Genomic DNA, 18,396 nt, shown 5'->3' with positions numbered 1-18,396 from the left:
TCTCACGCCGCTGCCACCGTCAAATTCGCGCCGTCCACCTGCACCACCTTCACCCTTGTCCCCGCCGGTGTATCCGGGCCGGCAACACGCCACACCGTGTCACCGATACGCACGGTGCCGCTGCCGTCGATGATCGGCTTCTCCAGCGTGAACTCGCGCCCTAACAGCGCCTCGGTGCGCTTGTTCAGGAACGGGCTCGTGCTTGCGTCCGGCTTCGGCCGGGCGAGGCGGCGCCACAACGGTACGGTGGCGACAGCGAAGACCGCGAACATCACGAGCTGGATCTGCCAGGACACGGCGACAGCGAATGAGATCAGGCCGACCAGCAGCGCGGCGAGGCCAAGCCAAAACAGAAACACGCCGGGCGCCAGCACCTCCAGTGCCATCAGGATGAAGCCGAAGATCAGCCAATTCCAGGTGCCGAGCGATGCGAACATGTTGGTCATGACACGACCTCTTTATTTTGGCGCATGCCCTTGTCGGAAAACCGGTGTCCACTTTTCCGAGGCATGCGCTTTACCCCTGCCGCGGGGGCACCGCCGGCGGCGTGCCGCCGGTCGGCGGCACTGAGCCGGGACGGCGAGCGGCGGCGGCGGACGCGGCACTCTCGCCGAACGTCGCCTTGGCGATCTCGCCGATGCCGGCGAGCGAGCCCAGCATGCTGGTGGCTTCCACCGGCAGCATAATGATCTTCTGGTTCGGCGCCTCCGCGAACTGGCCGAACGCCTTGATATATTTGTCGGCGATGAAATAGTTCAACGCGGCAACGTCGCCCTTGGAGATGGCTTCCGACACCGCCTGCGTCGCCTTGGCCTCGGCTTCGGCCAGACGCTCGCGCGCCTCGGCATCGCGGAAGGCGGCCTCGCGCCGGCCCTCGGCCTGCAGGATCTGGCCCTGCTTGGCACCCTCGGCGCGCAGGATTTCCGATTGGCGCTGGCCTTCGGCGGCGAGGATGTCGGCGCGCTTGACGCGCTCGGCCTTCATCTGCCGGCCCATGGCTTCGACGAGATCGGCCGGCGGCACGATGTCCTTGATCTCGATGCGGTTGACCTTGACGCCCCAGGGCGAGACCGCGGCGTCGACGACGCGGAGCAGGCGCTCGTTGATCTCGTCGCGATGCGACAACACCTGGTCGAGATCCATCGAGCCCATCACGGAGCGGATGTTGGTCATGGTCAGGACCGTGATCGCCTGGTTGAGGTTGGCGACTTCGTAGCTCGCCTTGGCGGCATCGAACACCTGGTAGAAGGCGACGCCGTCCACCGTCACGGTGGCGTTGTCCTTGGTGATCACCTCCTGCTCGGGAATGTCGATCACCTGCTCCATCATGTTGATCTTGCGCCCGACGCGGTCGAAATAGGGCACGATCAGATTGAGCCCGGGGCTCAAGGTCTGGGTGTATTTGCCGAACCGTTCGATGGTCCAGTCATAACCCTGCGGCACCGTCTTCACGCCGGCTACCAGCGTGACGATGACGAGCAAAACCAGAACAATCGCGAAAATATCGAAACCGCTCATATGTCCTCCAAGCCGGGAAAAAAGCCTTTCCCCGCGCTGTCATTGGTCGGGATCGCGACCCCACCGGTTCAGCGGTCGCGAGTAACGTCGGCATCAGCGCGATTCTGCACAAGACACGCGGAGAGGGAATGCTCACGATATGTATTTGCGGAAGGCTCTTGAAAGCGAGCGGCGCAGACCTACCGACAAATATTAACACATCCGGCCATGCCATCCGCCGCGGACGGCTTCACTCGATGACGTCGTCCGCGATTGCGAGCAGGCCGGCCGGAAGCGTGACGCCAAGCGCTTTGGCCGTGTTCAGATTGATCGTCAGCTCGAACTTGGTGGGATTCTGGACCGGCAGATCGGCCGCCGGCGCTCCCTTGAGGATACGATCGATATAGGAAGCGGCGCGGCGCAGCTGCTCGGCGCTGTCGGTGCTGTAGGACATCAGCCCGCCCTCCTCGACGAAGGTGCGGCTCCAGAACACCGCGGGCACGCGCGCCTCCGCGATCGCCGCAAGCAGATCTGCGCGGTTGGCCATGGTGAAGAAGTCCGGCAGGACCAAGAGGCCGCCGTCCTTCCGCGAGGCCAGTGCGGCGATCGAGCCGGCGTCGTTCACCGGCGCGGGCTCGATGGTCACGTGAAGTGTCCGCGCCGCCTCTTCAATGGTGCGCAGCATCAGGGGCGCGAACGGCGCGGTGGCGGGATTGTAGACGACGAAGACGCGGTGGACGGGCGGCGTGATCTGCGTCAGCATCTCCAGCCATTTGCCGGCGAGCGGGCCGTCATAATCGGTGAAGCCGGTGACGTTGCCGCCGGGATGCGCGAGGTTTTTGACAAAACCCTGACTGACGGGATCGGTGACGACGGCGAACACGATGGGGATCGTCGCGGTGCGCTGGCGCAGCTCCTCCACCGAGGGCGTGCCGACCGCGAGCAGGATGTCGGGCTTGAGTGCGACCAGCTCGTCCGCAAGGCGCGCAATCCGCGCCCGGTCGCCGCCGCCGCTGCGCCAGTCGATCCGCAGATTATCGCGCTCCTTCCAGCCATGGCCGGCGAGTGCCTCGACCAGGATGGTGCTGCGCGCCTGCCCGATCGCATCCTCGGCGGCGGTGACCGAGAGCACGCCGAGCCGGCGCGTCGCATCCGGCTGCTGCGCTTGCACTGAGGCCGGCAGTGCCGCGATCATCCCAAGAAGCGCCAGGAGCTCGCGGCGATTCATGGGGCACACCATCAAATCCAGCCCTGAAGCTCGCGCAGCACGAGAGCGCGGATCACGTCCATGCCAGGCTCGCTATTGTTGAGGCAGGGGATCGCGGAAAACTGCTCACCGCCATTGTGCTTGAAGATCTCGGCGTTCTCCTGCGCGATCTCCTCCAGCGTCTCCAGGCAGTCGGCGGAAAAGCCCGGCGTCACCACCGCGATGCGGCGCACGCCGTCTTTCGCCAGACGCTCCATGGTTTTGTCCGTATACGGCTGAAGCCACTCGTCATTGCCGAAACGAGACTGGAAGGTCAGCAGCAGCTTTGTCTCGTCCATGCCGAGCCGGCGGCGCAGCGCCTCCGTCGTGGCGATACAGTGCTGCTGATAAGGATCGCCCTTGTCGACATAGGATTTCGGCATGCCGTGGAAGGAGGCGACGATCAACTCCGGCTTGAACGGCAGGCTCGCCAGATGCGTCTCGATCGAGGTCGCGAGCGCCTCGATATAGGTCGCATCCTCGTAATAAGGCGGCGTCACCCGCAACGTCGGCTGGTTACGTAGGCGGGCGAGCACGCGGAACACCTCGTCGCAGACGGTCGCCGAGGTCGAGGCGGAATATTGCGGATAGAGCGGCACGGCGAGGATGCGCTCGCAGCCCTTCGCGATCAGCGCATCGATGCCCGCTTTGATCGAGGGATTGCCGTAGCGCATCGCCCAGTCCACGACCACATGACCGCGATCCGACAGCGCGACCGCGAGCTTGTCGGCTTGCGAGCGCGTGATGGTCTTCAGCGGCGACTCGTTGCGCTCATTGTTCCAGATCTTGCGGTAGTCCAGCGCCTTGGTGCGGGGACGGCTGCGCAGGATGATCCCGTTCAGCACCAGCTTCCAGAGCAGGCCCTGGTCCTCGATGACGCGGGCATCCGAGAGGAACTCCTTCAGATAGACCCGCACGCCGGGCGCATCGGCCGTGTCGGGCGTGCCGAGATTGATCAGGAGTACGCCGACGCGCGGCAGGGCGGATTGGGCGGCCGGTTTCGCGCTTTCGACGGGGACGACGCTGGTCATGGCTCTGTGCCTCGCGCGTTGGTCTGAACTTGTCAAGATGAGGCCGGTTTCGCTAGGGTCGCTACCCACGGGAGGGAAGATGACACTCGCGGAATGGTGCGTCCTGGGAGCGCTGCTGCTTTATCTCTCGACGATCGCCTCGATCAAATGGATCAGGTTTCGCACGTTCGACAATTCCCGGCCGCGCGACCCCGCCTTCTATGCGGATGCCATCGCGCAGCGTGCGCTCGGTGCGCACCAGAACGGCATCGAGACCTTTCCGTTCTTCGCCTTCGCGGTGCTGCTCGCCGAATACAGGGACTCGCCGCAGCGGCTGATCGATGAGCTCGCGGCGCTGTTCCTGATCGTGCGGATCGCCTATGTGCTGACCTATCTCGGCAACCGGCCGACGCTGCGCTCGATCCTCTGGAGCATCGGCTTTGCGATCAATCTCGGGATCTTCTTCATGCCGGCCTTGAAGCGGTTTCTGCCGGTGTGACTTTCATCCTTCTCCCTTGCGGGAGAAGGTGGCGCGAAGCGCCGGATGAGGGGTTCTATCCCATTCGCAAGACTGCTCGTGAGGAGACAGACCCCTCACCCGTCTCGCCGCTACGCGGCGAGCCACCCTCTCCCGCAAGGGGAGAGGGGGAAAAAGCTCAAAAGCACGTCGTCCGTTCGGCGGCGATGTAGCCGAACAGCAGGCCGACACCGAACAGCAGTACCAGGCCGGCGGCGCCGAATTCGATGCCGCGCATGAACAACGCGCCACTGCCGTCGCGCGCTCCGCTCAGGCGGGCGGCGATGTCCTTGGCGGAGACGGCAACGATTGCGATCGCGGCGACCGTGATCGCGGTGCCCAATCCCATCAGGAAGGTCGCGGCGATGCCGGCCCAGAGCAGGCCCTGCGCCAGCGCGAACACCAAGACCAGGATCGCGCCCGAGCAGGGGCGGATGCCGACGGTCAGGATCGCGGCGAACCCGCGCCGCCAGCCGCCGGGGCCGGCGAGCTCGCTCGGGGTGGGACCATGGGAATGGCCGCAATGCTCGTCATGGACGTGGTCGTGCCCATGGTGATGGGCGTGACCGTGATCGTGGTGGTGATGAGCGTGGCCATGATGGTCGTGGGCATCATGATGATGGTGATGATCGTGATCATGGTGGTCGTGCGGCACGCCGGCGATCGCCGGCACCGGGTGGGCGGCCTGCAGCGCGCGGATGAACGCACCGCCCTTGACCCAGACCAGCCTCAGCCCGAACAGTCCAATCAGGCCATAGCTCGCGATCTCGATCGCGCCTTCCGCCTTGCACATGGTCTTGGCGGTCGCATTCAGCAGCCAGGCCGACACGCCGACGATCAGGATCGCCACCAGCGACTGCATCAGCGCCGAAGCGAACGACAGCACAATGCCGCGCCGCGCGGTTTCGCGGTTGGCAACGAGATAGGAGGCGATCACCGCCTTGCCATGGCCGGGGCCAGCGGCGTGGAAGATGCCATAGGCAAAGGAGATGAACAGCAGCGTCCACACCGCCGATCCGTCCGACTTGGCGGCGCGGATGGTCGCCGACATCTGGCGATAGAATTCCGACTGTTTACTCAGCAGCCAGCCGATGAGGCCGCTGGCCTCCGGTTCGGCGGCCTGCACCGGCCGCGGCGCGCCGAACGGGTTTTGCGCGAGAAGATCGTGGGGCGCGGCGTCGGCCACGGACACGACCAGCAGAGCGGCAACGCAGGTGAGAAGCCCGCGCGCGAACTGGGAGAGTTGCGGTTTCAAGGGCAATCCACCGCGATCTTGTTGGCGAACATCATGCCGAAATTCGAATTTTCGCCATTCAGGAAGGTCTGCTCATTGAGCTTCTGCGCGCTCGCGGTGCCGTCGTTCGGCCGCTCGAGCTTCATCTGGCAGCCCGCGGGAGCGCCGACCAGCTTCACCGGATTGTCCTTGGCCATCTGGAAGTCGATGAAGAAGGAGCGGTCGAACACTTCGAGCACCAGCTGCTTGGGCTTGACCGGGGCCTTCAGCGGCAGCGTGAAGTGGAGGGTCAGCACCGTATCCTTGTAATCAAGGAAGTAGTCGACCGGCTCCTGGAAACGCTCCTTCTTGCCGTCGGCTCGCGCAAAGGTGAAGTAGGCGTATTCCCTGAGCGACTCGACATTGGTCTGCGCCAGCGGCCCGAGCTCCTCGCGCGTATAGGCGCCCTTGGTCTTGCTCTCGAGCCCCTGCACCGCATAGGCCGAGAACATGTCGTCGAACGTCCAGGCGTGACGCACGCCGGTGATGCTGCCGTCGGCGGCATAGAGCAGCTCGCTGGTCGCGGTGATCCAGACATGCGGATGCGCGCTCGCCGCGCCCGCTGCCAGCGTCATCGCGGCGGCGAGCAGCCATCCGAACAGGGCGCGCATACGCATCAGGCCGCCTTGGCGTCGTCGAGCAGCCCGCGGCGGCGCAGCAGCGCGTCGGGCTCCGGGGGGCGGCCGCGGAAGGCCTCATAGGCGGCCTCCGGATCGACCGATCCGCCCGAGGCGTAGATGTCGTCGTGCAGGCGCTTGGCGACCGCAGGATCGAAGATGTCGCCGGCCTCCTCGAACGCGCCGAAGGCGTCGGCGTCCATCACCTCCGACCACATGTAGCTGTAGTAGCCGGCAGCATAATGATCGCCGGTGAAGATGTGGCCAAATTGCGTGGGACGGTGACGTAGCGAAATTTCCTCGGGCATGCCGATCTTCTCCAGCTCTTGTCTCTCGAAGGCGCGCACGTCCTGCGCGGCGGAAGCCGGCTGGGTGTGGAATTCGAGATCGACCAGCGCCGAGGAGACGAACTCGACCGTGGCAAAACCCTGGTTGAATTTTCGCGCGGCAAGGAAGCGTTGCAGGAGGTCGTCCGGCAGGGGCTCGCCGGTCTGGTAGTGGCGGGCGAACTTTTGCAGCACCTCGGGCCGCTCCTGCCAGTGCTCGTAGAGCTGGGACGGCAGCTCGACGAAGTCGGTGAACACGGAGGTACCCGACAGCGAGGGATAGGTGACGTTGGAGAGCATGCCGTGCAGGCCGTGGCCGAACTCGTGGAACAGGGTGCGTGCGTCGTCGGGCGACAGCAGCGAAGGCTCGCCCCCGGCTCCCTTGGCAAAATTGCAGATATTGAGAACCAGCGGCGCGACGTCGCCGTCGAGCTTCTGCTGGTCGCGCAGCGAGGTCATCCAGGCGCCGGACCGCTTCGAGGGCCGGGCGAAGTAGTCGCCATAGAACAGCGCCTTGTGCTTGCCGTCCCCGCCCTTCACCTCCCAGACCCGGACGTCCGGGTGCCAGACCGGAACGTCCTTGCGCTCCTCGAAAGTGATGCCGAACAGGCGCGTGGCGCAGTCGAAGGCGGCGGCGATCATGTGGTCGAGCGAAAGATACGGCTTGATCGCCGCGTCGTCGAAATTGGCACGCTGAAGGCGCAGCTTCTCGGCGTAGAAGCGCCAATCCCATGGGGCGAGCTTGAAATTGCCGCCCTCGGCCGTGATCAGCGCCTGCATGTCGTCGCGGTCGGCGAGCGCGCGCGCCCTCGCCGGCTTCCAGACCCGTTCCAAAAGGCCACGCACCGCTTCCGGCGTCTTGGCCATGGAATCTTCGAGCCGGTAGGCGGCGAAGGTCGGGTAGCCCAGGAGCTTGGCGCTTTCCTCCCGCAGCTTCAGGATCTCGACGATGGTTGCGTTGTTGTCATTGGCGTTGCCGTTGTCGCCCCGCGCGGTGAAGGCCTTGTAGACCTTCTCGCGCAGGTCGCGCCGCGCCGAGCTCTTCAGGAACTGTTCGACCGAGGAGCGCGACAGCGTGACGATGGCCTTACCTTCCATGCCGCGCTCTTCTGCCGCAGCCTTGGCACCGGCGACGAAGCTCTCCGGCAGGCCCTGGCGGTCGGCCTCCCCGAGCTCCAGGACCCAGTCCTGCTCGTCGCCGAGCAGGTGATGGCTGAAGCTGGTGCCGAGCTGGGCGAGCCTCTCGTTGATCTCCGCCATCCGCGTCTTGGCCTCGTCGGAGAGGCCGGCACCGGAACGGTGGAAGCGGGTGTAGGTGCGCTCTAACAGGCGCAGCTGCTCGGGCGTGAGACCGAGATTGGCGCGGTTCTCGTGCAGCTGGGCGATGCGGCCAAACAGCACGGCGTTCATCATGATCGGATTCCAGTGCCGTGCCATCCGCAAGGAGACCTCCTTGTCAATCTCCAGGATGGCCGGGTTGGAATGCGCCGAGACGAGGTCGTAGAAGACCGCCGCGACCTTGCTCAAGAGCTTGCCCGAGCGCTCCAGTGCCGTGATGGTGTTGGCGAAGTCGGGCGCGGCCGGATCGTTGGTGATCGCCGCGATCTCGGCGGAGTGATCGGCGAAGGCCTGCTCGTAGGCCGGGAGGAAGTGCTCCGGCTTGATCTCGTCGAAAGGCGGGGTCGCGAACGGCGTCACCCAGGCCCTCAGCAGCGGGTTGGTCTCGGCGTCCGTAGTTTGGCGCAGTTCTGACATCACAAGTCCCGATTTTTGAGCCGATTTGTTGCAGCCAGCTATAGCACGCGATGGGGCTTTTTTGGGCCGTTTGCCCTTGCTCCCGGCCGCCTTTTCGGGGAGATTGCGGCCCTCGAAGACACGGGATCCCTGAGCTCATGAACGCGCCTGCCTCCTCTTCCCGCCAGATCGCCTGGCCGAGCGTCATCACCGTCATCAGCGCCGCCATCCTGATTGGCGCGGAGGTGTTCGGCGCGGCGTTTGCCGGCGGCTGGGCGCTCGCGATCCTGTTCGGGCTCGGCGATCAGGGCGCGCACATCCTTCAGGCCGTGCTGTTCACACTCGGCGTGCTGGTGATGACCGCGTTCATCCGCGGAGCTCAGCGCGTCGAGCCATTCACGAAGCGCCGCTGACGCGTCGTCGCGCGCGAGGCACGCGCGCTGCGCAGAAAACTTAACGCGCGTTCATCTTCCGCGTCGCTCGCGCAACACTGCGCAAGCAGGTGTTAGGCAATTCTGTTCTCAGCCTAAAAAAATTCTTGCGAAGCAGAGTCAAAACGCTTATGTGCGGATTTGCCCAATTTCGCACGTGCCTGTGGTCGTGTGTCAGTCGGTAGGTATCCGGACAAGAGGCCGGACAGCCGCCAAGGGGTGAAGAAGCCGAGGGGCTCTTCGGAAGTGCGGAAGTCGAGGACTGAAAAGTCGAGCGACCGAAGCAAACCCGGAGCGCCCAGCATCTCTCTCAAAGAGATGCCATGTCGAAGGTGACTTCGCTCTTTGCAACCGTGACTGGCAGCCGGAGGCGAACCGGCGCACCCCGCTCTCAACGGGGGACGCGACTTAAAGCAACGACGGATCGGGCTTTTTTGGTCTCTACCGGCAGTCCAACGCCGGCGCGGGCTACTGAAAAGGCTTGTCCTTCATTGCCAGGTGAGCGGGTGGGAATCTCTCCCAACCAATCCACGGCAGCACAGTCTGGTTTGAGTCGTTTGGCCTCAACGCGCCTCCATCGCGCGATGTGGCCGAAGCACTCTCATCAGACGTCACGTTGATACGGCTCCCGTCGCTGGGACCGTTGGAGAGTGCTATGACCGAACGTATCCAGGAATTCCTGCGCAATCGCCGCAAGGATGGCCTCGACACCGAGCCGTGCCTCGTCGTCGACCTCGAGGTCGTGCGCGACAATTACCAGAGCTTCGCCAAGGCGCTGCCCGACAGCCGCGTGTTCTACGCCGTCAAGGCGAACCCGGCGCCGGAAGTGCTGGCCCTGCTCGCCTCCATGGGCTCCTGCTTCGACACCGCGACGGTCGCCGAGATCGAGATGGCGCTGGCCGCGGGTGCGGCGCCGGATCGCATCTCCTTCGGCAACACGATCAAGAAGGAGCGCGACATCGCGCGCGCCTTCGCGCTCGGCATTCGGCTGTTCGCCGTGGACTGCGCCGCCGAGGTCGAGAAGGTCGCCCGTGCCGCCCCCGGCGCAAAGGTGTTTTGCCGCATCCTCTATGACTGCGCCGGCGCCGAATGGCCGCTGTCGCGCAAGTTCGGCTGCGATCCGGAGATGGCGGTCGAGGTGCTCGACCTCGCCAAGCGCCTTCGCTTGGAGCCGTACGGCATCTCCTTCCATGTCGGCTCGCAGCAGCGCAAGGTGAAGGCGTGGGACCGTGCGCTGGCGATGGCCTCGCAGGTGTTCCGCGACTGTGCCGAGCGCGGCATCAACCTGTCCATGGTCAACATGGGCGGCGGCTTCCCGACCAAGTACCTGAAGGACGTGCCGCCGGTCGTCACCTATGGCCGGTCGATCTTCCGCGCGCTGCGCAAGCACTTCGGCAACCAGATCCCGGAGACCATCATCGAGCCGGGCCGCGGCATGGTGGGCAACGCCGGCATCATCGAATCCGAGGTCGTGCTCATCTCGAAGAAGAGCGACGAGGACGAAGTGCGCTGGGTGTACCTGGACATCGGCAAGTTCGGCGGCCTCGCCGAGACCATGGACGAGTCGATCCGGTACGCCATCCGCACCTGTCACGACGGCGCGGACATGACGCCGTGCGTGCTTGCAGGGCCGACCTGCGACAGCGCCGACGTGCTGTACGAGAAGACCCCGTATCCGCTCCCCGTGACGCTCGAGATCGGCGACAAGGTGCTGATCGAGGGCACCGGGGCCTATACGTCGACCTACTCGTCGGTGGCGTTCAACGGCATCCCGCCGCTGAAGACCTACCACATCTGATCCGCCTCTCTTTCGAGGCCTGACGAACCCGGGAGCCGGCCGAGCCGGCTCCTCCCTCACATTTCGATTTCTGACGACGTCTTGGACCGGCGCGCTCGCTCACGTCGGTTCAAGCGGGGACTGACGCGCCATGACTGCTCCTCGGAAGCCACAGATCGCCCTCACCTCGAAAGCCGCTCCGTTTGCGATCCGCAGCGAGCGCGCTGGCGACGTCGCGATGCGTGAAGCGCTGCTCGATGCCTGCTTTGGCGAGAACCGCCATGGCCGGACCTGCCAGCGTCTGCGCGACGGACGCGCGCCTGCCGCAGGCCTTGCCCTGTCGGCCGTGCGCGAGGGACAGCTCGTGGGAACCGTGCGGCTGTGGCACGTCAGCGCCGGAGGCAGGCCCGCTCTGGTTCTCGGACCGCTGGCGGTCGACCCTGCCAGCCGCGAGCTCGGGATCGGCGCCGCGCTGATGCATCAAGCGCTGGCCGCCGCCCGGGCGCGCGGGCATGCTGCGGTGATCCTGCTCGGCGATGCCCCCTATTACGCCCGCTTCGGCTTCTCGGCCGACAAGACCGGTGCGCTGTCGCTGCCCGGCCCATTCGAGCGCGACCGGCTGCTGGCGATCGAGTTCGCGGAAGGCGCGCTCGACCGCGCCGAAGGGATGATCGTTCCGACCGGAGCGGCTCTGTCCAAACGGAGGGCGGTTCGCGCTCTCCAGGCGCACGCGGCCTAAGAGATTGCCATGATGGCAACGACCGAAGCCGCATCCAGCGGCCATACCAGGCTGCGCCTGACTTGATGCCTGTTCCTTTGGGGTTGCGCGAGCCCGAGAAACCCCCTTTAACCCCGCAAAACATCCCCCTTCAGTCGAGGTCCGAGAGCATGTCCCGTCGCCTGATTTCCACTGGCTCCCCGTTCGAGAAGACCGCCGGCTACAGCCGCGCCGTGATCGACGGCGAGTTCGCCTTCGTCGCGGGAACCACGGGCTATGACTACACCACCATGACAATGCCGGCCGATGTCACGAGCCAGTCACGCAACTGCTTCAAGACCATCGAAGCCGCCCTGAAGGAGGGCGGCTTCGAGATGGCCGACATCGTCCGCGTGACCTACTACCTCACCGACGTCAAAGATGCCGACGCGCATTTCGCTGTCTGCGGCGAAGTCCTCGGCGACATCCGCCCGGCTGCAACGCTTCTCGTCGTCTCGGCGCTCTACAAGCCCGAGATGAAGGTCGAGATCGAAGTCACCGCCAAGCGGCGTAGCGTCTGATCCACCCCTCACCCATTGTCTGCCAGCACGTTCCGGAGAAACCATCCCATGAGTCCCGCCTCGCAGATCTACGCGAAGATCACCGGTCCCATCGTCATGGTCGGCTTCGGCTCCATCGGCAAAGGCACGTTGCCGCTGATCGAGCGGCATCTCGATTACGACAAGTCGCGCGTCACCGTGATCGATCCCAAGGATGAGGGCCGCAAGGCGCATTGCGAGAAGCACAATGTCCGCTTCATCCAGAAGGGCGTGACCAAGGACAATTATCGGGACTTGCTGACCCCGCTGCTCACCGAAGGCGGCGGCCAGGGCTTTTGCGTCAATCTCTCGGTCGATACCGGCTCCACCGACATCATGGAGCTCTGCAACGAACTTGGCGCGCTCTACATCGACACGGTCAACGAGCCCTGGCTCGGCTTCTATTTCGACGCTTCGAAGGGCCCGGAAGCGCGCTCCAACTACGCTCTTCGCGAAGTGACGCTGGCCGCCAAGAAGGCGCGGCCTAAGGGCTCGACGACGGCCGTCTCCTGCTGTGGCGCCAATCCCGGCATGGTCTCCTTTTTCGTCAAGCAGGCGCTGCTCAACGTCGCCGCTGATCTGAAGCTCAATGCCCCCAAGCCGAAGACCAAAGCCGAATGGGCGGACCTGATGCGGCAGGCCGGCGTCAAGGGCATCCACATCGCCGAACGCGACACCCAGCGCTCCAAGAAGCCGAAGGAGCCCGACGTCTTCGTCAACACCTGGTCGGTGGAAGGCTTCCTGTCGGAAGGCGTGCAGCCCTCAGAACTCGGTTGGGGCACCCATGAAAAGTGGATGCCCGAGAATGCGCGGACCCACGAAGCCGGCTGCGGCGCCGCCATCTATCTGATGCAGCCCGGCGCCAACACGCGCGTGCGCACCTGGTGCCCGACCCGCGGCGCGCAATATGGTTTCCTCGTTACCCACAACGAGTCGATCTCGATTGCCGATTACTTCACGGTGCGTGACGCATCGGGCACGGCGATCTACCGGCCGACCTGCCATTATGCCTATCACCCGGCCGACGATGCTGTGCTGTCGCTGCATGAAATGTTCGGCCGCGCGGCGAAGATGCAGGACAAGCACCACATCCTCGATGAGAACGAAATCGTCGATGGCATCGACGAGCTCGGCGTGCTGCTGTTCGGCCACGACAACAATGCCTACTGGTACGGCTCGCAGCTCTCCATCGAAGAGACCCGCAAGCTCGCGCCCTACCAGAACGCCACCGGCCTGCAAGTGACCTCCGCCGTGCTCGGCGGCATGGTGTGGGCGCTGGAGAACCCGAACGAAGGCATCGTCGAAGCCGACGAGATGGATTTCGATCGTCTCTTGGAAATCCAGCTGCCCTATCTCGGCCCGGTGAAGGGTTTGTACACCGACTGGACGCCGCTGACGGATCGCCCGGGACTGTTCCCGGAAGATATCGATACGAGCGATCCCTGGCAGTTCCGGAATATTCTGGTGCGGTGAGGGCGGTTCGCCCTGAGTACACTGTCATGCCCCGGCTTGGCCGGGGCATCCAGTACGCCGCGGCCTCTCCGTATCCACGCTCCTTCTCTGGAATACTGGATCCCCCGCCTTCGCGGGGGATGACACCGAGTATGTGACGATCAGCACGGCCGCACAGCTACTTCTTCTCAATCGGCGGCGCGACCTTCTCGGCTGGAGCGGGCGGCAGCGTGGGCTTGGTCGCCGCGCCCTGCGTCTGGGAATCGGGCCGTGCGGGCTCGGGGGCCGGCGTAGTCGGGCGATCACCGCCGGGCTTGGACTCCGCGGGCGTCTTGCTCTGATCGTCGGACGGGGTGCCCTGGAGCGGTGGCGTTGCCTGCGCCATCTGCATCCGGCTCTCGGCGCGAATCTGCGCCAGCGACAGGCCCGATACCACGACGCCCGCTGCGAACAGCGAAGAGGCGATTATCAGGTCGAGTCTCAGTCTGCGCTTGTCATAGCCTGTCATGTCGATCACCGCATTTGTCCGCGGAATCAACGAAATGGCCGCGCGCGGGTTCCGAGCCTGGCAAGGTGGGAACCGCACGCCGGCGCGCCAGAACGCCGCGCTCAATCCGTGGTGCTGACTTCCCAGGTGGCGTGGCGCACGCCTGGAAGATGCTGGAGATCCGTCGCCACCGCGTTCAGCTCGTTCGGATCGACCGCGGTCGCAACCAGCTTTGCGACGATCTCCAGGATGTCGTCGCCGATCTCGGCCACATCGATATCAGCGACCGAATATTTCGCGGCTTCCAACCTCTCGACGAGGCGGTCGCGCATGTCAGGCAGAGCGTCGGCCGCGACCGCCAGCTTGAAATAGTAGGTCGCCTCCAGTGCACGCTCATTCAGCGGAATGCGGTTGATGGCATTGACCAGCGGGCGCAGCAGCGTGTTGCCGGCAATGACGAACACGGTCAGCGCCGCCGCCTGCGCGACCATGTCGGCGCCGGCACAGGAGCCGACCGCGGCCGAGGCCCATAGCGTCGCGGCCGTATTGAGCCCGCGCACGTCCATGCCCTGCTTCATGATGACACCGGCGCCGAGGAAGCCGATGCCGGAGACGACATAGGAGATCACCCGCACCGCGCCGTCGGCGCCGGTCAGATGCATGGCGAGATCGACAAAGGCGGCGGCGCCGACCGCGACCAGCACATTGGTACGCAGGCCCGCCGTGCGCTGGCGGTACTGTCGCTCGGCGCCGATCAGCGTCCCCAGCACGAAGGCCGTCAATAGGCTGATCAGCGTGTCCGCAAAATCGGCAAGCTGGAAGGTCGTCAGAAACCGCATGGCCCCCTATACGGCGGGAACCATGACAGATTAAAGCTCCAGCAGGCCGCCGTCCCCATTTTCATCCGCGAACGCCAGCAGCGTGCCCTTGGCGTTCCAGGCGAGTCCGGCGACCGGCGGGGTGCCGTTGCGGCGGACCAGGATCTCCGCGCCGTCCTCCAGCCGCACCATCAGCACGGTGCCGTCGCTGTAGCCGGCGGCGAGGATGTCGTTCTTGGGGTGGCAGGCCACCACCGCGACGCGCGCTTGCAGCGGCGCGAGCATCGCGGGCTCCTTGCCCATCGGACCGTCCTTGCCGGCGAACGGCCACAGGATCACGGTGTCGGCGCCCGAGGTCGCCAGCGCCTTGCCGCCGGCGCTCCAGGACATCGAGCGGACGCGGCCGGGATAACCGGTCATGCGCATGTGCCTGTTGTCGGCGAGCCGCCAGCCATGCAGCGCCGCCTCGTGCATCGCAGTGACCAGGAACTTGTTGTCCGGGCTGAAAGTGACGCCGAGATGCGAGCCGGCCCAGGGCAGGAATTCGGCTGTGGCAGCCATGTTGGGAAACCACAGCGTCGCGCCGTTGTAATGCGCGATCGCGAGCCGGAGGCCTTTTGGTGCGAAGGCAAGCCCACCGACGGTCGAGGGCACCTCGATCGACTTCTCCTCGGTCTTGCCGCTCTTGACGGTCGCCGTCTTGCCGGCCGACCAGGCGAAGGCGCCATCTGGATGCAGCGCCACCGCGTCGATCCAGCGCCGCTTCGGATCGGTGGCGAGCAGGGTCACCTCGCCCTTGGCGTCGAGCGACACGACCTTGCCGTCGTCGCCGCCCATGACGAGGCGCTTGCCGTCGGAGGCGGTCGAGAGGATGCCGCCGCTGTGCACGGCGACCTTGCTGATCTCGCCCTTGGCATCGACCAACGCGACATTCTCCTCGCCGCCGACGAAGGCGGCCCGATCGGCGAGGAAATGCACTGAGGTCACGGCCATGCCGAGCGCGACCGGCTTGACGCGGTCGGTGACGGAGACGATCGAGGCGGAGTCGGGAGCCGGCGTAAACTCTTTCATCACGAGACGATGCAGCTCTCAAAACCCTTGCGGATGGCTTCTTCCGGCAGTTCGCGGCCGATGAAGATGAGGCGGCTCTCGCGCGGCTCGCCCTCCTTCCACTTCCGCTGGTGGTCGCCCTCCAGCATCATGTGGACGCCCTGGAAGACGTAGCGGTCGTCATCGTCGTGGAAGGCGAGGATGCCCTTGGAGCGCAGGATCTTGCCGCCCTCGATCTGCACCAGGTTCTGGAGCCAGGGCATGAACACGTTGGGATCGAGCGGCTTGTCGGTCTTGAGCGCTAGCGATTGCATGTCCTCGTCGTGATAGTGCTTCAGGCCATGGCCGTGATCATGGTGGTTGTGATGGTCGTGGCCATGGTGATGATGATCATGGTCGTGGTCATGATCGTCGGCCTCAAGGAAATCAGGCTCGATGTCGAGGATGCGGTCGAGGTCGAACGCGCCGCGATCGAGCACGTCGGCCAGCGCCACCGAGCAGCGCTCGGTGCGATGCAGCTTCGCATAGGGGTTGATGCCGCGGATGCGGGCCTCGACCTCGGCGAGCTCGCCCTTGTTGACAAGGTCGGTCTTGTTCAGCACGATCACGTCGGCAAAGGCGATCTGGTTCTTGGCCTCGGGCGCGTCCTTGAGCCGGTCGGACAACCACTTTGCGTCCGCCACAGTTACAACCGCATCGAGCCGCGCGTTCTTCTGCACGTCCTCGTCGACGAAGAAGGTCTGGGCGACCGGCGCCGGATCGGCAAGGCCGGTGGTCTCGACGATGATGGCGTCGAACTTGCCCTTGCGCTTCATCAAGCCGTCCATGATGCGCACGAGGTCGCCGCGCACGGTGCAGCAGATGCAGCCGTTGTTCATCTCGAACACTTCCTCATCGGCGCCGATGATGAGGTCGTTGTCGATGCCGATTTCGCCGAATTCGTTGACGATGACGGCGTATTTCTTGCCGTGGTTCTCCGACAGGATGCGGTTCAAAAGCGTGGTCTTGCCGGCGCCGAGATAGCCGGTCAGTACGGTCACGGGAATTTTTGGGGCAGTCGCTTCAGACATAACAACTCCGGACTTTAAGGCTTTTCGCGCGACGCGAGGCGGGGTGGCCCCTGCCCTAGTGGTCAAGCGCGCTGGTCAGGGCCTTTATATTGTGCCTGACCATGTCAATGTAAGTGGGTGCAGGCCCCTTTTCGCCGGTCAAACCGTCGGAAATCAAGGTCCCGCCGACCTTTGCCCCGGTCTCGGCCGCGATCCGCCGGATCAGCCGGTCGTCGCTGATATTTTCCAGGAACACGGCCGGGATTTTCTGGGCCTTGATCTGGCCGATGATCGCGGCGATGTCGCGCGCGCTGGGTTCGGTCTCCGTGGAGACACCCAAGGGGGCGATGAACTGGATACCGTATTCGGCGGAAAAATAGCCGAAGGCGTCGTGGGTGGAGATCACCTTGCGCCGCTCCAGTGGGATCTTGGCCACGGCCTCGCGGACCTCGCGGTCCAGGGTTTCGAGCTTTTCCAAATAGGCTTTGGCCTGGGCGCGGAAGAACTCCGCGTCATCCGGGGCGGCCGCGGCGAGTGCATTGGCGATGTCGGTGACATAGACCTTGGCGTTGGGGATGGACTGCCAGGCGTGGGGATCGGCGGCCGAACCCAATTTCAGGGGCGTGATACCGGTGCTCGCAGTCACGACCGTCGCCTTGCTGCCCGAGGACTGCACGAGCCGCGGCAGCCACCCCTCGAGGCCGAGCCCGTTGACGATGACGAGATTTGCATCCGCGATTCGCTTCGCATCGCTCGGTGCAGGCGTGTAGACGTGGACATCGCTGTCGGCGCCGACCAGCGTGGTCAGATTGATCCTGCTACCACCGACATTGCGGACGAAATCGGCGAGGATCGAGAAGCTCGCGACCACGTTGAGCCGCTCTGTGGCGTGCAGTGGCGGGGCGATCAGCAACAGCGCACAAAGCAGGATGAGCCGCATCGTCACGCTTCCAGATGCCGGCCGGGAAACAATTGCCGGACGATACCGCCGACGCGGCCGAACAGGACGGAAGCCACGTAGAGCGCCGTCGCCACGAGAATGATCGCAGGGCCCGACGGCACGCGGGTCTGGAACGACAGCACGAGGCCGGCATAGCCCGAGACGGCGGCAGCGACGACCGCGATGCAGATCATGGCGGTGAGATCGCGCGACCAGAACCGCGCAATGCCGGCCGGCAGGATCATGAGGCCGACCGCAAGCAGCGTGCCGAGTGCCTGAAAGCCGTTGACGAGGTTGATCACGACGAGCGCGAGGAAAGCGAGATGCGCAGGCCCCCCGGCGCGGCTCACCGTGCGCAGGAACAAGGGATCGACGCTCTCGACCACCAGCGGGCGGTAGATCACGGCGAGCACGAGCAGCGTCACCGTGGCGTTGAAGGCCACCACCAGCAGCGTCTGGTCGTCCATCGCGAGGATGTTGCCGAACAGCACATGCAACAGATCGATATTGGTGCCCTTGATCGAAACGATGGTGACGCCGAGCGCGAGCGAGGCCAGATAGAAGGTGGCCAGCGAAGCGTCCTCCTTCAGCCCGGTCGAGCGTGCGACCACACCGGCGAGGATCGCGACCGCAAAGCCGGCGATCAGGCCGCCGGCGGTCATCGCGAACAGGTTGAGCCCGGAGAGCAGGAAGCCGATGGCGGCGCCCGGCAGGATCGCATGCGCCATGGCATCGCCGACGAGACTCATCCGCCGCAGCATCAGGAACACGCCGATCGGCGCGCCCGCCAGCGACAGCGCGATCACGGCGGCGAGTGCCCGCCGCATGAACTCGAATTCGGTGAACGGACCGATCAGCGCATCATAGGCCATTTGC

At 64.9% G+C, this 18,396-nt stretch carries 19 protein-coding genes; 6 read left to right on the top strand and 13 right to left on the bottom strand.

All coding sequences use genetic code 11. The annotated features are described in order from the left end of the window. Positions 1–2: 2 nt before the first annotated feature. The 4 genes from XH85_RS06890 to hemH all read right to left on the bottom strand — a co-directional run bounded on the left by XH85_RS06890 (position 3) and on the right by hemH (position 3,774). Complete coding sequence (locus tag XH85_RS06890; RefSeq protein WP_128931288.1) at positions 3–446, bottom strand: NfeD family protein; 444 nt, start codon at positions 444–446, stop codon at positions 3–5. 70 nt (positions 447–516) lie between these two features. Then, positions 517–1,518, bottom strand: a complete 1,002-nt coding sequence (locus XH85_RS06885; protein ID WP_128931287.1) for an SPFH domain-containing protein — start codon at positions 1,516–1,518, stop codon at positions 517–519. A gap of 229 nt (positions 1,519–1,747) precedes the next feature. Continuing rightward, positions 1,748–2,725 carry an ABC transporter substrate-binding protein gene (locus XH85_RS06880; RefSeq protein WP_128931286.1) on the bottom strand — a complete coding sequence of 326 codons (978 nt, stop codon included), beginning with the start codon at positions 2,723–2,725 and terminating at the stop codon, positions 1,748–1,750. A gap of 11 nt (positions 2,726–2,736) precedes the next feature. After that, complete coding sequence (gene hemH / locus XH85_RS06875; RefSeq protein ID WP_128931285.1) at positions 2,737–3,774, bottom strand: ferrochelatase; 1,038 nt, start codon at positions 3,772–3,774, stop codon at positions 2,737–2,739. Positions 3,775–3,853: 79 nt separating this feature from the next. Here hemH and XH85_RS06870 point away from each other — a divergent pair, with 79 nt between their 5' ends. Beyond that, on the top strand, positions 3,854–4,252 hold the full coding sequence (locus XH85_RS06870; protein ID WP_091892110.1) for an MAPEG family protein: 399 nt from the start codon (positions 3,854–3,856) through the stop codon (positions 4,250–4,252). Between the two features lie 157 nt (positions 4,253–4,409). Here XH85_RS06870 and XH85_RS06865 read toward each other — a convergent pair whose 3' ends face one another. Genes XH85_RS06865 through XH85_RS06855 form a run of 3 tightly spaced genes read right to left on the bottom strand, consistent with a single transcriptional unit; the run spans position 4,410 to position 8,241 of the window. Then, positions 4,410–5,525: a nickel/cobalt transporter gene (locus XH85_RS06865; RefSeq protein ID WP_206734814.1), complete on the bottom strand. Its 1,116-nt coding sequence runs from the start codon at positions 5,523–5,525 to the stop codon at positions 4,410–4,412. After that, the gene (locus tag XH85_RS06860; protein ID WP_128931283.1) at positions 5,522–6,160 is read right to left on the bottom strand and encodes a DUF1007 family protein; all 639 of its coding nucleotides are present in this window, start codon (positions 6,158–6,160) and stop codon (positions 5,522–5,524) included. Before XH85_RS06860 ends, XH85_RS06865 begins: the two co-directional genes overlap by 4 nt. After that, positions 6,160–8,241, bottom strand: coding sequence for a M3 family metallopeptidase (locus XH85_RS06855; RefSeq protein WP_128931282.1), 2,082 nt, complete (start codon positions 8,239–8,241; stop codon positions 6,160–6,162). Before XH85_RS06855 ends, XH85_RS06860 begins: the two co-directional genes overlap by 1 nt. 137 nt (positions 8,242–8,378) lie before the next feature. Here XH85_RS06855 and XH85_RS06850 point away from each other — a divergent pair, with 137 nt between their 5' ends. The 5 genes from XH85_RS06850 (at position 8,379) to XH85_RS06825 (ending at position 13,197) form a co-directional block, all read left to right on the top strand. Continuing rightward, a complete protein-coding gene (locus XH85_RS06850) occupies positions 8,379–8,633 on the top strand; it encodes a hypothetical protein (protein ID WP_091892120.1) in 255 nt (84 codons plus the stop codon). Between the two features lie 673 nt (positions 8,634–9,306). After that, on the top strand, positions 9,307–10,449 hold the full coding sequence (locus XH85_RS06840; RefSeq protein WP_128931281.1) for a type III PLP-dependent enzyme: 1,143 nt from the start codon (positions 9,307–9,309) through the stop codon (positions 10,447–10,449). Positions 10,450–10,579: 130 nt separating this feature from the next. Then, entirely contained in the window at positions 10,580–11,167 is a 588-nt protein-coding gene (locus XH85_RS06835) for a GNAT family N-acetyltransferase (protein WP_128931280.1), read from the top strand. 149 nt (positions 11,168–11,316) lie between these two features. Beyond that, positions 11,317–11,706: a RidA family protein gene (locus XH85_RS06830; RefSeq protein ID WP_128931279.1), complete on the top strand. Its 390-nt coding sequence runs from the start codon at positions 11,317–11,319 to the stop codon at positions 11,704–11,706. Positions 11,707–11,754: 48 nt separating this feature from the next. Beyond that, entirely contained in the window at positions 11,755–13,197 is a 1,443-nt protein-coding gene (locus XH85_RS06825) for a homospermidine synthase (protein ID WP_128931278.1), read from the top strand. Positions 13,198–13,354: 157 nt separating this feature from the next. On the opposite strand, the gene XH85_RS44745 is transcribed toward XH85_RS06825, so the two are convergent. The 6 genes from XH85_RS44745 to XH85_RS06795 all read right to left on the bottom strand — a co-directional run bounded on the left by XH85_RS44745 (position 13,355) and on the right by XH85_RS06795 (position 18,392). Next, positions 13,355–13,684 (bottom strand): hypothetical protein, encoded by a 330-nt coding sequence (locus XH85_RS44745; RefSeq protein WP_164940108.1) that lies wholly within the window; start codon positions 13,682–13,684, stop codon positions 13,355–13,357. Positions 13,685–13,785: 101 nt separating this feature from the next. Beyond that, positions 13,786–14,502, bottom strand: coding sequence for an MgtC/SapB family protein (locus tag XH85_RS06815; RefSeq protein ID WP_128931277.1), 717 nt, complete (start codon positions 14,500–14,502; stop codon positions 13,786–13,788). A gap of 30 nt (positions 14,503–14,532) precedes the next feature. Further along, complete coding sequence (locus tag XH85_RS06810) at positions 14,533–15,552, bottom strand: WD40 repeat domain-containing protein (RefSeq protein ID WP_164940101.1); 1,020 nt, start codon at positions 15,550–15,552, stop codon at positions 14,533–14,535. Then, positions 15,552–16,601, bottom strand: a complete 1,050-nt coding sequence (locus XH85_RS06805; RefSeq protein ID WP_128931275.1) for a CobW family GTP-binding protein — start codon at positions 16,599–16,601, stop codon at positions 15,552–15,554. Before XH85_RS06805 ends, XH85_RS06810 begins: the two co-directional genes overlap by 1 nt. A 55-nt stretch (positions 16,602–16,656) precedes the next feature. Then, a complete protein-coding gene (locus XH85_RS06800) occupies positions 16,657–17,520 on the bottom strand; it encodes a metal ABC transporter solute-binding protein, Zn/Mn family (RefSeq protein WP_128931274.1) in 864 nt (287 codons plus the stop codon). Positions 17,521–17,522: 2 nt separating this feature from the next. Beyond that, positions 17,523–18,392 carry a metal ABC transporter permease gene (locus tag XH85_RS06795; RefSeq protein ID WP_128931273.1) on the bottom strand — a complete coding sequence of 290 codons (870 nt, stop codon included), beginning with the start codon at positions 18,390–18,392 and terminating at the stop codon, positions 17,523–17,525. Between the last annotated feature and the right edge of the window lie 4 nt (positions 18,393–18,396).

The organism is Bradyrhizobium zhanjiangense, from assembly GCF_004114935.1.
Lineage (GTDB): Bacteria > Pseudomonadota > Alphaproteobacteria > Rhizobiales > Xanthobacteraceae > Bradyrhizobium > Bradyrhizobium zhanjiangense.
This window is presented reverse-complemented; position numbering and strand designations above follow the sequence as displayed.

Coding starts and splice junctions, on each gene's coding strand:
- XH85_RS44745 (WP_164940108.1), bottom strand. CDS start 13,684: ATGACAGGCTATGACAAGCGCAGACTGAGACTCGACCTGATAATCGCC.
- XH85_RS06870 (WP_091892110.1), top strand. CDS start 3,854: ATGACACTCGCGGAATGGTGCGTCCTGGGAGCGCTGCTGCTTTATCTC.
- XH85_RS06855 (WP_128931282.1), bottom strand. CDS start 8,241: ATGTCAGAACTGCGCCAAACTACGGACGCCGAGACCAACCCGCTGCTG.
- XH85_RS06880 (WP_128931286.1), bottom strand. CDS start 2,725: ATGAATCGCCGCGAGCTCCTGGCGCTTCTTGGGATGATCGCGGCACTG.
- XH85_RS06795 (WP_128931273.1), bottom strand. CDS start 18,392: ATGGCCTATGATGCGCTGATCGGTCCGTTCACCGAATTCGAGTTCATG.
- XH85_RS06805 (WP_128931275.1), bottom strand. CDS start 16,601: ATGTCTGAAGCGACTGCCCCAAAAATTCCCGTGACCGTACTGACCGGC.
- XH85_RS06830 (WP_128931279.1), top strand. CDS start 11,317: ATGTCCCGTCGCCTGATTTCCACTGGCTCCCCGTTCGAGAAGACCGCC.
- XH85_RS06815 (WP_128931277.1), bottom strand. CDS start 14,502: ATGCGGTTTCTGACGACCTTCCAGCTTGCCGATTTTGCGGACACGCTG.
- XH85_RS06840 (WP_128931281.1), top strand. CDS start 9,307: ATGACCGAACGTATCCAGGAATTCCTGCGCAATCGCCGCAAGGATGGC.
- XH85_RS06825 (WP_128931278.1), top strand. CDS start 11,755: ATGAGTCCCGCCTCGCAGATCTACGCGAAGATCACCGGTCCCATCGTC.
- hemH (WP_128931285.1), bottom strand. CDS start 3,774: ATGACCAGCGTCGTCCCCGTCGAAAGCGCGAAACCGGCCGCCCAATCC.
- XH85_RS06850 (WP_091892120.1), top strand. CDS start 8,379: ATGAACGCGCCTGCCTCCTCTTCCCGCCAGATCGCCTGGCCGAGCGTC.
- XH85_RS06835 (WP_128931280.1), top strand. CDS start 10,580: ATGACTGCTCCTCGGAAGCCACAGATCGCCCTCACCTCGAAAGCCGCT.
- XH85_RS06800 (WP_128931274.1), bottom strand. CDS start 17,520: ATGCGGCTCATCCTGCTTTGTGCGCTGTTGCTGATCGCCCCGCCACTG.
- XH85_RS06890 (WP_128931288.1), bottom strand. CDS start 446: ATGACCAACATGTTCGCATCGCTCGGCACCTGGAATTGGCTGATCTTC.
- XH85_RS06810 (WP_164940101.1), bottom strand. CDS start 15,552: ATGAAAGAGTTTACGCCGGCTCCCGACTCCGCCTCGATCGTCTCCGTC.
- XH85_RS06860 (WP_128931283.1), bottom strand. CDS start 6,160: ATGCGTATGCGCGCCCTGTTCGGATGGCTGCTCGCCGCCGCGATGACG.
- XH85_RS06885 (WP_128931287.1), bottom strand. CDS start 1,518: ATGAGCGGTTTCGATATTTTCGCGATTGTTCTGGTTTTGCTCGTCATC.